Origin of the sequence: Fulvivirga aurantia, from assembly GCF_009711475.1 — a bacterium.
In the GTDB taxonomy this organism is placed as follows: Bacteria; Bacteroidota; Bacteroidia; order Cytophagales; family Cyclobacteriaceae; genus Fulvivirga; species Fulvivirga aurantia.
This window is the reverse complement of record NZ_SMMD01000883.1, coordinates 1-13,493: the sequence shown is the minus strand read 5'-3', so window position 1 is coordinate 13,493 and position 13,493 is coordinate 1. Positions and strand designations below refer to the sequence as shown.

Genomic DNA, 13,493 nt, shown 5'->3' with positions numbered 1-13,493 from the left:
ATAGTAATGACAGCAACCCAGATCCTACAGAAAATCCAATTCCACCTGAAGAAACAATGGATGCAGAGCCTCCTCGAGAGCTCATAAGTTTAGAACGCGCTCAAGCCATGTACAAAGCATACGAAGAGCGAGCCCGTGCTTTGTCAGAGTTAAAAGATGGTGAAAGTGACTCGCGTTACGCATGGCATTCCTTAAAATTTTATAAGCAATACTTTGCCTACCTAGAGCGTGAGGCCAGAAAAGTAGGTATAAAAGTTTCCGGTATTAGAACATATTACGTGGCTTATCCTGATGATGATAATTCTGGTAAATATGCCGATTACCAGACTTTCTTTTATGTACCAACTTATTTTAATAAAGATAAAAATGCGCATATCGCCTTTGATCCTTTACACCTTGATGAGAATGGTAAACCACTGCCGATTCACGAAATTATTACTGGTGATAAAAAACCTAACCCACAGAGTATGGCTACCGATGCCTCCTCTCCTAACGAGACATCCAGCTCTGTAGCTAATATGGCGGAAATGTGCGAACCCAATTGTAGTGATCATTGATGAGCCTCCTTGGTGTACTAAAATTTATTGAGCTGATAACTGCGGTTATCGGCTCGGTTTATTATAAAAAATACGCTCACACGTTTTTAAAGTATTTTCTATGGCTTTTATGGCTGGTGGTTGGTGTTGAGTTTAGCATGTGGTTTCTCAAACATTATGAAATCAGAAGTCAGAATAATTTTATCTACAATGTGCTCACATCTGTGATGTATCTCTATTATTTAACACTTTACTACAAAGAGATTAAAACGAAGCGCTATCGAAAATGGGTGCTTGCTTTTATAATTACATTCTCAGCTGCGATCACTATAAATTTCATTTTCATTCAAAAACTAATGACCACCAGTCTTTTTCACTCGTATACCTTTGCTCTGGGAGGTATACTTTTAATTGCTGCTATAGGTCTGTTTTTATTAGAAACCCTCAATAGCGAAAAGGTACTATACTACAAAAAATACCTGTTGTTTTGGGTAAGTATCGGATTAGTGCTCTACTATGCATCGATCATCCCCTACGCGATTAGTCTCAACTTCTTGCCGGAATTCCGCTTCTCCGAAACCTGGATTGCCATCATATTTACCATCAACTTGGTAATGTATACCTGCTTTAGCATTGGCTTTGTAGTAAGCAAAAAAATGGAAATCTAACCATGGAACACGAGGTAGTACTTGGAGCTACAATTACTATGATGATTCTCGCGGTCATCATCATTTTATTGTTTGGGGTTTTTCAGTCTAAAAAGAATAAGTACTTACTGGCACAAAAAAGATTTGAAGAAGAGATCGCTAAATCTCAGATAGAAATACATGAGCAAGCCCTTAAAAACATAGCGTGGGAATTGCACGATAATATTGGCCAACTACTCTCCGTTGCACGATTACAGCTAAATGTTTTACATGCTAAAATAGATGACCCCCACCAACAACAAATTGACGAAGTCAGTGCTTTGATAGGTGACAGTCTGAAAGAAATAAGGTTACTCTCCAAGGCTTTGAATACTGATGTTATCAGGGAGATAGGGCTAAAAGCCTCTCTCGAACTTGAACTCGATCGTTTTAATAAACTAAACTTCTTAGAAGCTCGACTGGTGATTACGGGTAAACCCAAACCAATAGACCATCAGGATGAGATTATTATTTTCAGAATACTCCAGGAGTTTTTTAATAATGTAATAAAGCACTCCAAAGCCAGTGAGCTTTTAGTTTTACTTACTTATACCCCTCAACAATTATCGATCACTGCTACTGAAAATGGTATTGGCTTTAATTACACTGAAGTAACCAAAGGATCTGGACTCATCAATATGAAAAGTCGCTCCGCACTTATTGGTGCAGAATACACCATTACTTCTGCTGTACAAAAAGGGTCGAAATTAGAATTAATATATCCGCTTAGGAATAAAAACACTGAATAGCCAAATAACATATAAAGTCTAACGCACATGAAAAAGAAATATACTGTGGCTATAGTTGATGATCACTTATTATTTGCTCAGGCGCTTGAGAATTTAATAAATACGTTTGATCAATTTCAGGTTTTGTACCATACCAAAAACGGGCAGGAGTTTCTGGAAAAACTTAAAAATTCCTCTGGACCGGATATAGCATTAGTGGACATCAATATGCCTGTAATGAATGGTATAGAAACCACAGAAAAGGTGAGTAGTGATTTTCCGCAGACCAAGGTTTTGGCCTTATCTATGGATGATGACGAGCAAACGATAATTAAAATGCTTCGGGCAGGTGCTAAAGGATATCTCCTTAAAGATATTCATCCGAAGACGTTTAAAAACGCCCTGGAAGATGTAGTACACAGGGGTTTTCATTATTCTGACCGGATTACCAATACAGTACTTACCTCACTACACAGACCTGATGAAAGTGAGGTTGCACTCAAAGCCAGAGAGGTCGAATTTCTAAAACTCGCTTGTACCGAAAAAACCTACAAGGAAATAGCCAGTGACATGTGCCTAAGTCCTAAAACTATTGATGGCTATCGAGAGTCTCTGTTTGAAAAACTACATGTAAAAAGTCGAATCGGATTGGTCATATATGCCATCAGGCATCAGTTATTCAAAATCTAAACATGATTATTCTAACAAAATAATATTTTCATTACACACGTAATAAATTAAAATATCAATATAATTTAATCCTTATTTAACATTAAACAAGGGTGTTTTCCCCCTTTATTAAGGGTGCTTTTCCTCTACTCTACCGCTCAGCCGGCTCCTAATTTTGAATCTCTAAACCAAAACTATAAGCGGATTCTGAAAAGCTTCGATAGAGTAAGAGAAAAACAACAAAACACCCTTATTATGAAACCAACTTACCCAATCATCAAAGTGCCTGACGGCACAAAACCATTAAAAGCACTGCTTTTGATGTGTGCGCTGCTCACAATGAGCACAATTAATTATGCACAAGAGTATTACTATTACTACAAGGGAGAAAAACAGCCTCTAAGTCTGAACACTGAGTATGTTTATCTTGTGGCTTCTTCAGAAGTTTCTGACTCTTCAGCACTTCGATCTCTGGTAAACAAAGGAGCAATTGTAGAGAAATTTGATGTCAATGATGTTACTAAAACATTAAAGTCTGTGGGGCAATCTACCGAAGGCACCAAATACTGGGCAGAGATTAAGCTTCAACAAAAACTTTCTGAAAAAGAATATAGCGCTTACCTCAAAGAGTTGAAGGCTTTTGGAGCGATCACACATGCTTCGCCATACTTCAGTAATGCAAATGAAGACAAAATTGGTCTATCTGAGTATTTCTATGTAAAGCTAAGAAACGAAAAAGACTTCGGTCGGCTGAGTAAATTGGCCGTTGACTTAAGGGCTGAGGTTGTAGGCCAAAATAAGTTTATGCCGCTATGGTACACCCTTAAAACCAACAACGACTCCAAGCTCAATGCGCTTGAAATGGCTAATAGATTTTATGAATCAAAAATGTTTGAGCATTCTGAGCCAGACCTTATGGTTGATGACCTGGAATATGACCCTAATGACCCTCTATTTACCGATCAGTGGGGCTTAGAAAACACCAGCCAGTACGGTGGCACAGCGGGTATTGATATTAATGCATTAGATGCATGGGAAATTTCTAAAGGCAGTAGAGATGTTATTGTCGCTGTACTAGACCATGGTTTTGAAATGAATCACCCTGATCTACAAGGGAACACATTCGGAACTGGCTTTGATTCTGAGTCCGGAACCACCCCAGCTCTCGTATTAGGCTCTCATGGTACTGCATGTGCCGGTATTATAGGTGCTCTTCAAGACAACAACACTGGCGTAAGCGGTGTAGCACCAAATTCTCAACTAATGTCGATAAGCAACTCCTTGGTGGGCTCTCCAAACTCCAGACAGAAACGTGCCGATGGTATTAACTGGGCTTGGCAAAATGGTGCTGACATTATCAGTAATTCCTGGGGTTCTGGCGTTCAATATGCTATCATTGACAATGCAATTACAAACGCCTTAAATAATGGTAGAGGTGGGCTTGGAACTATAATCGTATTTGCGGCAGGTAACTCAAACAATGCAGTTTCGTACCCTGCTAATAGTAACCCAGACATTATAGCCGTTGGAGCCGCAGATGATTGTGGACTAAGGGTTGATCCAACAGGTGGTAGCTCATGTTTGTCATGGAACTCATTCCAAGGTAGCTGCTTTGGTGCCCAACTCGATGTCATGGGACCTGGCGCTATGATATCTACAACTGACAGACAAGGTGGAAGCGGTTATGATGGTACTGATTATACGGCCTCATTTGGTGGCACATCATCTGCCTGCCCGATGGTAGCAGGGGTTGCTGCTTTAATCTTATCAGTAAACCCATGTTTAACACATGACGAAGTAGAGGACATCATTGAACAAACTGCTCAAAAAGTAGGTGGTTATGCCTACGCTAATGTTGGAGGAAGACCAAACGGAACATGGCACACTGAAATGGGCTATGGTTTAGTAGATGCTGAAGCTGCTGTACTTATGGCTCAATCAATGTTACCAAACAATTTTTCTTTTGACATATACTCTAAAGACAGACCATTTGACACGGGTGTTGAACCTAACCCAGATGGTGGCCCTATGTGGATTAGTGAAGATATATGGGTGAGACAAAATTTAGATGGAGGGATTACACACCAAAACCCGGAGTTTAAATTATTTAGTCCTAATGGTGTCTATGTAAAAATCACTAACCGCAGCAGTACTACCAGTGATTGCTCCAATCTTTCGCTTTACTTCTCTAAGGCTTCAACAGGACTTGTATGGCCAACACATTGGGACGATTATAACATAGCTGGTGTATTAAATGGAGACAAGGTTAACACTGTATCGATACCAGCAATTGCACCTGGAGCTTCAGAAATCATCGAAATTCCATGGTACCCGCCAAACCCTGCTGATTTTTCAAACGATGTACATCATTTCTGCCTGTTAGCTCGAATCGAGTCTCCATCTGACCCAATGTTTAATGAGCAAAATGGTGTAGGCGTAAGTGGTAATGTGAGAAGAAATAACAACATCGTTTGGAAAAATATATCAGTTTACGATAATGATGTAGACTTCATGAGCCTATTTGTAAGAGGCATTATCAGAGGTTGGAGTAACATAGACCTCGTATTTCATGATCAAGGCTTCAAAGAAGAATTCAGAAAACCATTTTTTGAAAGAGGTGGCGAAATTTTCGTCAGAACAGAGCCTGAGTTCTTTGAAAGAATTCAGAAAGCCAAGCTTGAAGGCGTAGAAATCATAGATGAAAATATGCTGCACATCGCCAGACCAGGAGCGACCATTCATGACATCCCGGTCTATAGCAAAGAGACCTTTTCCATGGATCTTGCCTTTAAAGTCGAAGTTTCTGAAGAAGAAAGAGAGGGTGTAATTCTGGATGTACTGCAAATCGGTGAAGAAAAAGAACTCCAGGGTGGAGAGCGATTCGTTATCAAGGCCTCCTCTAAAGACAATTGGGAGCTTAAAAAGCCGACTACTATTGAGAAATCACAATTGGTATATCCTAATCCATCTACCGGGCAAATTTATATCAAGTACAATATTCCTTCTGATAATGTGCCTGTCAGTATAAGCTTGCAAAATGTACTTGAGTCGATTGACAGACAGCTTTATAAAGGCCAACACAATCGAGGAGAATATGTAGAGCAGTATGACGTAAGCCGATTGAAAGATGGGGTGTATATACTCACACTTAAGATTGGTGACAAAATTCAAACCGAAAGAATAGTAATTGATAAAGATTAAAGTTGGCTTGTAGCGTAGCCTCGACCTTAGGGTTGGGGCTGCTATTCTTTCATCTTGAATGCTGTTAATAATGAACCTTTTATTTGCAGCCCTAAACCAAAAAAGTCCTCCGATGACACTCACCGGAGGACTTTTGTTTTATTTCTATATGGTACTTCTAATTACTTACCAGAAGCATATCTTTTAGAAACCTCATCCCAGTTTACAACATTCCAGAATGCTGAAATATAATCTGGTCTGCGGTTTTGATAATTAAGGTAGTAAGCATGCTCCCATACATCGATACCTAAAATAGGTGTGCCTCCGCAACCTACATTTGGCATTAATGGATTGTCCTGGTTAGGAGAAGAACAAATTTCTACTTTACCTCCCTGGTGTACACAAACCCAGGCCCAACCAGAACCAAATCTGGTAGCTGCTGCATTAGCAAACTCTTCCTTAAACTTATCAAATGATCCATACGCCTCGTTAATTGCATTGGCAAGATCACCAGAAGGTTCACCACCACCATTTGGAGACATTACTTGCCAGAAAAGGTCGTGGTTATAATACCCTCCTCCGTTGTTTCTTACTGCATTATTATCGCTATGGTTTTTTAGTAAATCTTCAATAGATTTTCCTTCCATATCAGTGCCTTCTATCGCACCGTTTAATTTACTTGTATAACCTGCATGGTGTTTACCATGGTGGATCTCCATAGTTCTTGCATCAATGTGTGGTTCTAATGCATCGTGTGCGTATGGTAAATCAGGTAATTCGAAAGCCATAATTTTATTGGTTTTATTGGTTTAACAATCTATTTATTTCAAATATACATAGACGATGGGTCAACAAAAAGTCCTTCTTGTTAACTAATATTTATGCTGCTATCAGTTATGTCTATGTGTTGCGTAACTTTTTAAAAAAGTCTGTCACTAGCTGCCCTGCCTCCGTGGAGTAGGGCCCTTGTACTACTTCTGTTTTCGGGTGAATAAGTTTGGGATTTATAAAATTAAAGCCCCTTTTCTCATCTCTCGCTGCATAAATTAGCTTCCCGATTTGTGACCAGTATAAGGCACCTGCGCACATACCGCAAGGCTCTAAAGTTACATAGAGGGAACAGTCGACAAGGTATTTTGTTCCGAGGTAATTGGTGGCTGCTGTAAGTGCGAGCATTTCGGCATGCGCGGTAGGATCATTTAGTCTTTCGGTCTGGTTATAAGCTCTTGCTATGATCTGCTTATTAGCGACCACCACCGCTCCTATTGGTATTTCGCCCTCTTCAGCAGCCATGCGAGCCTGCTTTAAGGCTTCCTTCATAAAGTGTTCGTCACTATGTATGGTAAGAGACATCGGCTATACGCTCTTTTTTACTTTGATCGATTGCATCATCTCTTCAACCATAGGTTGCCACTCCTCTTTCATTTGAATTGGGCTGTTGAAAGCAAACACCAACGTCTTACCATTTATAAGTAAATATTGCACGTAAATATAGCTTCTCACAGGGTCTTTCTGATCTAGCGAAAATTTATCACCATTGATGCGTGTTTCCATCTCAAAAACAATGAATTGCTTTTTATCAATAGTGGTAATCTCTTCTTTTAGAATCTTTACCCGATCGTATAAGTTGACCAAACTAGCCTTGAAAAATCCTTTGGCTATTTCAATATCAGAAGATCGCCATTGCGTGGCAGACTGCTTTATGCTAAAATCAACAATACGCTCCATGTTAGTATAAGCCCCTATGGGCTGTCTTACGGAAGGGAAGCGTTGTGCCAGGTCGCTGCTAGACATTGGAAAGAAATCTTCAGGCAAAGACACAGTGATATGATCGTTTACTTTTGTCTTTACCAGCTTATCCTGCTCCAGGCCAAGAAAGCTCACCAGACCCAATACAATTAATATTTTTGACATTTCTTTATCTGAATTTTATTCTATCTAGTTTCTAACCAAAATTAATACCATTAACTTTGCGCCTCCAAAATTAAAAATTTTAGCATGCTAAGAACACATACTTGCGGAGAATTAAGAATTGATAATGCCTCACAAGAAACAGTCCTTTGTGGATGGGTACAACGTGTAAGAAATAAAGGTAGTGTATTGTGGGTCGATTTACGCGACAAATATGGTATTACTCAATTGATCTTCGAAGAAGGAGAAACTGAGAAATCGCTTTTCGAAAAAGCAACAAAACTAGGCCGTGAGTTTGTGATAAAAGCTACTGGTACTGTTGTGGAGCGTCACAGCAAAAACGACAAAATACCTACCGGTGATATAGAAATAAAAGTGACTGATCTTGAAGTACTCAATGCTTCTAAGACTCCTCCTTTTACTATTGAAAACGAAACCGATGGTGGTGAAGACTTAAGAATGAAGTACCGCTACCTCGACCTACGTAGAAATACAGTGCGTGAGAAATTGCAACTACGCCATCGTATGATGCAGCAAACACGTGCATTTTTAGATCAGGCCGATTTTATGGAAGTAGAAACGCCTGTTTTGATAAAATCAACCCCTGAGGGAGCCAGAGATTTTATTGTACCTTCTCGTATGAACGAAGGACAATTTTATGCTTTGCCACAGTCTCCACAGACCTTTAAGCAGCTGCTTATGGTATCTGGTTTCGATAAATACTTTCAGTTGGTTAAATGCTTTAGAGATGAAGATCTGAGAGCCGACAGACAACCGGAGTTTACTCAGATAGACTGCGAAATGTCTTTTGTTGAGCGTGAAGATGTACTCGGCACTTTTGAAGGTCTCGTAAAGCATTTATTTAAAAGTGTAAAAGGCATCGACATTGAGCAAATTGATCGTATGAGCTATGCGGATGCCATGAGATTATATGGCTCAGATAAGCCCGACACCCGATTTGACATGCAATTTGTTGAGCTTAATGATGTTGCTCAGGGCAAAGGTTTTAATGTATTTGACAGCGCTGAGCTTGTATTAGGTATCAAGGCCGAAGGATGTGCCGAATACACACGAAAGCAACTGGATGCATTAACAGATTTCGTGAGAAAACCACAGGTTGGCGCTAAAGGATTGGTATATGTAAAATGCAATGCAGATGGCAGCTACAAATCTTCTGTAGACAAGTTTTACTCTCAGGAAGACCTGGCTGAGTGGGCCACTAAGTGCAATGCAAAACCTGGTGATTTGCTTCTTGTATTGAGCGGTGATATTGACCACACGAGAAAGGCAATGAATGAGCTTCGCCTACATATGGGCAGCGAACTTGGCCTGAGAGATAAGAATATTTATAAGGTGCTTTGGGTACTTGACTTCCCTCTACTGGAGTGGGATGAAGATACAGAAAGATACCACGCGATGCACCACCCGTTTACTTCTCCTCTGGCCGAGGATTTTGACAAACTAGAGTCTGCTCCAGGTGGAGTAAGAGCCAATGCTTACGATATGGTAATCAACGGTGTTGAAGTAGGTGGTGGATCAATAAGAATTCACGACAGAGGACTTCAACAGCAAATGTTTAAGCTCTTAGGCTTCAGTGATGAAGAGGCTAAAGCTCAGTTTGGTTTCTTAATGGATGCCTTCGAATATGGTGCTCCTCCACACGGTGGTATCGCTTTTGGTTTTGACAGGCTTTGCTCTTTATTCGGTGGTTCTGACTCTATCAGAGATTACATTGCTTTCCCTAAAAACAATGCGGGTAGAGATGTAATGATAGACTCACCTAGTGCTGTAAGTAACGAGCAGCTTGACGAATTAGCCATCGCACTTAAAAAATAAACGTGCTTCATTTGGGAAGATTCTAAAAGAATAAACCTGAAAATTCGGTAACAAACGGCTTGTTTTATAGTTGTTAGAGTAGAACTAAAAGAAACTAACGATTATGAAATACGATATTCAAACAGTAGGTTTTGACGCTACTGACGAACTAAAAAGCTATTTGGAATCTCAACTAAGTGAGATTCATGAGTTGCATGACAACATCACAGGTATAGATGTATACCTCAAGTCGGTAAACGATGACGAGGAAGAAACCAAAATCGCTGAGATTAAGGTATTTATACCTGGTCCGTCATTATATGCAGATCACAGATCGGAGAAGTTTGATGAGTCGATTGCCAAAGCAGTAGATAAAATCAAAAGGCAGATTAAAAAAACTAAGGAAAAGCAATACGCCAAGCGTTAATTGCACCTAAATAAAACTGGGTGATTTAATCACCTACCAACACAAAAGCGCCCCAGTAATATGGCTCGGGGTGCTTTTTTCTTAATTGCTGTTGAGCTTCAATAAAAGCCGCTCTTTTATCTCCCATGCTTAACCAGTTGGTATAGAAGTGTGTCATCAATTCACTGGTTGCCTGGTCGTCTACTTTCCATAAACTCATAATAATTGCTCTCGCCCCTGCGATATGCACCGCTCTTTGTAAGCCATAGACACCTTCCCTGGCTTCGACCTTACCAAGGCCAGTTTCGCAGGCAGATAAGACCACAAGCTCTGTGTTTGCCATATTCAAATTAGTCATTTCATAAGCTGTAAGAATACCATCTTCCTTGCTCGGCTCTGGTGCCGAGAGCACTATACCTGATTGTAACATATAATCGACCAGAGATTGCTCTTCTTCCCCTTCAACAAAGTATCCATGGGTGGCAAAATGCAAGATACCGGGTAGTTTATCCAATGATTTTAACAGTGACTCACTGGCTATACTTCCGGTAAAATAGCGGGATTCAATTCCGTTTTGATTTAAGATAGTATTGATATTTTTCACCTCATCTTCAGTGGCTTTCAAATCTGCAAATTCTGTATTAGAGAAGTCGGGCCGCCCAATCAGTAGCGCAGATTTATTTACGTCTGTATGCTGAGCATCGAACAGGTCGTTGAGGCTTGAAAGTTGAACCAGCTCAACCTGATCGAGCAAATGAATCTGAGACTCAGTATCGAACAATGTGTTTAGATTGATTTGGTTATAAATACCATCTGCAGCTATGTAGATCTTCTTTATAGGATTATCAGAATAAGCTTCCAGCGTGTCTTTTATCGGCTTCCAAAAGATTCGGTGCGAAGTGGTATCTTTTACTTTTAATTGAATGTGATTATGGTAGGAGTTAAAATATTCCTTTTCTAACAGACGATCGGTCTCTCCTTTAATTAGTGCTAATTCCGGTTGACTTTGAGTGTCTGGAGTTACTATTAGCGCTACATAAAAAAATCCGTTAAAAATTCTGATTAATTCTACAGCAGCTTCACCCGGAGCTAATTTTTGCCGTATATCTTTCCATGACCTTGTAGGGGTATTTGCGCCATCAAACTGGTGCGTTTGGCGAGCCAATGTTTTCTCCAAAACTTCAGCCTTTTTCAATAATCGCTCCTTTTCATCAATAGATGTAGCCGAAGCCAATTGATCTCTGACCACTTGCCAGTCTTGAAAGTTTTTTTTGAGCTCATCATCCTCGGAAGCTAGTATTTCTTTTTTGAGTCGAAATGAATTGTTTAGCAGCAGGCCTTTTGTAGCCAGTCTAAAGTCAAAAAAGTGACCATAAATTTGCTTATTGTGACTTATTTCGGGCCAATTGGCCGCACCACCTCTAATCATTGCAAATAGTTCGAAACTTTCCATAATTGATACAAGATTGAGGTAAAAAGCTCTTTGCTCCTCTTCAGATAGATAAGTGAAATTTGAGGCAATATCTGACAAAAGCAGTTCTTTTGATTCGATATAAATCTTTTCTGCTTTATCCAATTCATTACTAAACATATAGGTTTCTGCCAGACCAACCAGTGTCTGTTGATAAACGAAAGTGTGAGATTGGTAATGGTCTTTTAAAAAAGAAATCGCTTTCTCATAATACCTCAATGCTAAATCGTATTCCTCCTCATCTAAATAGATCTCTGCAAGGTTATTGAGTAGGGTGGCATACAAGGCTATTGGCTCATTCGGTTGGTTTTCGACTAAAGCGACAAGCTCATTCAACATAATCTTAGCTGAATCCAGCCGTTCTGTATACCTGTAGATACTCGCCAGATTATTAATGGTTTGAAAATATTTGACACCGGATTTTCCTCCTAAAAGCCTAAGACTCTCCCTGGTATGAAATTCTGCCAAATTATAAGCAGAAAGACTCATGTAGGTCGTAGACAGGTTGAGATGTAAGTCGCTCAGATGTGTAGAATCTAAGGCAGAGGTAGGGCTTTTAAATAATTTGATCTGGCGCTGATAAAGCTCAATACTTCTTTGTGGTTGTCCACGCCTGTTGTATAAAATGGCCAAACTATTGTCAATTTTCATCTGCCATTCTGCCCACTTCTGGTGGGATATGTTTTTAGCATTCACTTTATCGGCATAATTTAAATAGTACTCGGTGCTATCATACTGCCGTTGGCTTAAAGAAATCTCAATTGAGCCAAATAGACCCGTCATAGACAAGGAATAATAGCCGGGCTCATTGATTGTGGTGGTAAATAATTTTCTATAATATTTCTTAGCTGCTATTAAGTCACCAGATAATTGACTGACATTAGCCAACTTTAAAAGCACTGAAGACTGACCTGAAATATCATTTGGCTCAATCGCAGATAAAGCCTTTTTGAGCAGATCAATGCTACTGTCGTAATGTCCTTCTTCCGTCTGCTTATTAGCCGCTATGACATAGTCACTCCAGTGTTGAGCGGAAACGTTGAAGCCCATGATCATTATTATCAGAAAGGTAATTATTCGGCTCATCTGGACAGACTGGTTATATGAAGATAGTTTAAATCAGGCTAATAACCGATGGGCTGGTTTTCTTCTACTCGTGTGACTCCACGTAATCGCTTTCAGTTTTTTTAAATAATGTCATCATTTTATTGGTGACTTTCCCTACTTGACCACCACCGATTTTTTTATCATCGATTTGAGTAATGGGTAGCACTTTTTTAGTTGTGCCTGTCAAAAAAGCTTCTTTTGCCTCTACTAATTCATTTACAGAGACGTCCCTTTCTTCAATTGTATACCCACCATCAGCTTCAATAGCTCTGATCAGATTTTTACGGGTAATACCCATCAGCACATTTTCCTTTGGAGTGACGATTTTGTTATCACTATCAACAATGAATACATTACTTCTGGTGAGCTCTAAGACTTTATTCTGATAAGTATAAATTACGTCATAGGCATTTTCTTCGATCACTTTCTTTCTCAGCCAAACCCCAGTCATGTAGTTGATCGTTTTTACATGTGCCATTTCACGTAAGTGCTCGTAAGTAATGAGCTTAATACCGTGTGTGTATTTTTCTGTAGAAGGGAATGAAATAGGCTCTTGTGTAACCACCAGGTTGGGATGGCCGGGATCGAACCCATCTGGTGTATACCCTCCGGTAAGTAAGAGTCTCACCCCTGATATCGGCATTTCGTTGAGGTTGAGGAGCTCGCCTATTCTGCTTTTAAGTTCTTGCTGTGTATACGGCACATCGAGTCTAACTTTCTCAGCTGCAGCGTAAAAGCGATCTAAATGATCATCGATAAATAGCGGTACTCCTTTTGACAATCTGAAGAAATCAAAAATACCATAACCTCGCAGTAGTGCAAGATCTCTTATGCCTAGAGAAGCGTCCTCCTCCTTCAACATTCGTTGATTTATCACGCAATACATGCAGTGAATTTAACCAAAATGTTGTGTATTAAACACTTGAAATTTTAAAAAACTCTAAATGACTATTTGTAGTATTTTCTGTAGTAGAAACACTTCAC

12 protein-coding genes are annotated in these 13,493 nt (G+C 39.7%); 7 read left to right on the top strand and 5 right to left on the bottom strand.

The window, feature by feature from the left end; all coding sequences use genetic code 11:
• From E1176_RS20755 to E1176_RS14680, 5 genes are all read left to right on the top strand, one after another.
• Nucleotides 1–557, top strand: a 557-nt coding sequence (locus E1176_RS20755; protein WP_222933157.1) for a hypothetical protein, incomplete at its 5' end; no start/stop codon positions are given.
• The gene (locus E1176_RS14695) at nt 554–1,204 is read left to right on the top strand and encodes a hypothetical protein (RefSeq protein WP_185152826.1); all 651 of its coding nucleotides are present in this window, start codon (nt 554–556) and stop codon (nt 1,202–1,204) included. The genes E1176_RS20755 and E1176_RS14695, both read left to right, overlap by 4 nt.
• A 2-nt stretch (nt 1,205–1,206) precedes the next feature.
• Nucleotides 1,207–1,971, top strand: a complete 765-nt coding sequence (locus E1176_RS14690) for a sensor histidine kinase (protein ID WP_155211391.1) — start codon at nt 1,207–1,209, stop codon at nt 1,969–1,971.
• 27 nt (nt 1,972–1,998) lie between these two features.
• Nucleotides 1,999–2,640, top strand: a complete 642-nt coding sequence (locus E1176_RS14685; protein WP_155211390.1) for a response regulator transcription factor — start codon at nt 1,999–2,001, stop codon at nt 2,638–2,640.
• Nucleotides 2,641–2,874: 234 nt separating this feature from the next.
• On the top strand, nt 2,875–5,820 hold the full coding sequence (locus E1176_RS14680; RefSeq protein WP_155211389.1) for a S8 family serine peptidase: 2,946 nt from the start codon (nt 2,875–2,877) through the stop codon (nt 5,818–5,820).
• Between the two features lie 161 nt (nt 5,821–5,981).
• Here the strand turns inward: E1176_RS14680 and E1176_RS14675 are convergent, their stop codons facing one another.
• The 3 genes from E1176_RS14675 to E1176_RS14665 all read right to left on the bottom strand — a co-directional run bounded on the left by E1176_RS14675 (nt 5,982) and on the right by E1176_RS14665 (nt 7,713).
• Entirely contained in the window at nt 5,982–6,587 is a 606-nt protein-coding gene (locus E1176_RS14675; RefSeq protein WP_155211388.1) for a superoxide dismutase, read from the bottom strand.
• A gap of 112 nt (nt 6,588–6,699) precedes the next feature.
• Nucleotides 6,700–7,152 (bottom strand): nucleoside deaminase, encoded by a 453-nt coding sequence (locus tag E1176_RS14670; RefSeq protein ID WP_155211387.1) that lies wholly within the window; start codon nt 7,150–7,152, stop codon nt 6,700–6,702.
• Nucleotides 7,153–7,155: 3 nt separating this feature from the next.
• Nucleotides 7,156–7,713 (bottom strand): hypothetical protein, encoded by a 558-nt coding sequence (locus E1176_RS14665; protein ID WP_155211386.1) that lies wholly within the window; start codon nt 7,711–7,713, stop codon nt 7,156–7,158.
• Between the two features lie 84 nt (nt 7,714–7,797).
• On the opposite strand from E1176_RS14665, the gene aspS reads away from it, so the two are divergent.
• Nucleotides 7,798–9,546 carry an aspartate--tRNA ligase gene (aspS, locus tag E1176_RS14660; RefSeq protein ID WP_155211385.1) on the top strand — a complete coding sequence of 583 codons (1,749 nt, stop codon included), beginning with the start codon at nt 7,798–7,800 and terminating at the stop codon, nt 9,544–9,546.
• A 103-nt stretch (nt 9,547–9,649) separates the two neighbouring features.
• Nucleotides 9,650–9,952, top strand: coding sequence for a ribosome hibernation-promoting factor, HPF/YfiA family (gene hpf / locus E1176_RS14655; protein ID WP_155211384.1), 303 nt, complete (start codon nt 9,650–9,652; stop codon nt 9,950–9,952).
• A gap of 25 nt (nt 9,953–9,977) precedes the next feature.
• On the opposite strand, the gene E1176_RS14650 is transcribed toward hpf, so the two are convergent.
• Both E1176_RS14650 and E1176_RS14645 read right to left on the bottom strand, forming a co-directional pair.
• Nucleotides 9,978–12,488 carry a CHAT domain-containing protein gene (locus E1176_RS14650; protein ID WP_155211383.1) on the bottom strand — a complete coding sequence of 837 codons (2,511 nt, stop codon included), beginning with the start codon at nt 12,486–12,488 and terminating at the stop codon, nt 9,978–9,980.
• Between the two features lie 64 nt (nt 12,489–12,552).
• Nucleotides 12,553–13,371: an aminotransferase class IV gene (locus E1176_RS14645; protein ID WP_185152825.1), complete on the bottom strand. Its 819-nt coding sequence runs from the start codon at nt 13,369–13,371 to the stop codon at nt 12,553–12,555.
• Nucleotides 13,372–13,493 lie beyond the last annotated feature (122 nt).

Bases quoted from the DNA above. Each gene is read 5' to 3' on its own strand.
- E1176_RS14690 (WP_155211391.1), top strand. From the start codon at position 1,207: ATGGAACACGAGGTAGTACTTGGAGCTACAATTACTATGATGATTCTC.
- E1176_RS14685 (WP_155211390.1), top strand. From the start codon at position 1,999: ATGAAAAAGAAATATACTGTGGCTATAGTTGATGATCACTTATTATTT.
- E1176_RS14680 (WP_155211389.1), top strand. From the start codon at position 2,875: ATGAAACCAACTTACCCAATCATCAAAGTGCCTGACGGCACAAAACCA.
- E1176_RS14675 (WP_155211388.1), bottom strand. From the start codon at position 6,587: ATGGCTTTCGAATTACCTGATTTACCATACGCACACGATGCATTAGAA.
- E1176_RS14670 (WP_155211387.1), bottom strand. From the start codon at position 7,152: ATGTCTCTTACCATACATAGTGACGAACACTTTATGAAGGAAGCCTTA.
- E1176_RS14665 (WP_155211386.1), bottom strand. From the start codon at position 7,713: ATGTCAAAAATATTAATTGTATTGGGTCTGGTGAGCTTTCTTGGCCTG.
- aspS (WP_155211385.1), top strand. From the start codon at position 7,798: ATGCTAAGAACACATACTTGCGGAGAATTAAGAATTGATAATGCCTCA.
- hpf (WP_155211384.1), top strand. From the start codon at position 9,650: ATGAAATACGATATTCAAACAGTAGGTTTTGACGCTACTGACGAACTA.
- E1176_RS14650 (WP_155211383.1), bottom strand. From the start codon at position 12,488: ATGAGCCGAATAATTACCTTTCTGATAATAATGATCATGGGCTTCAAC.
- E1176_RS14645 (WP_185152825.1), bottom strand. From the start codon at position 13,371: ATGTTGAAGGAGGAGGACGCTTCTCTAGGCATAAGAGATCTTGCACTA.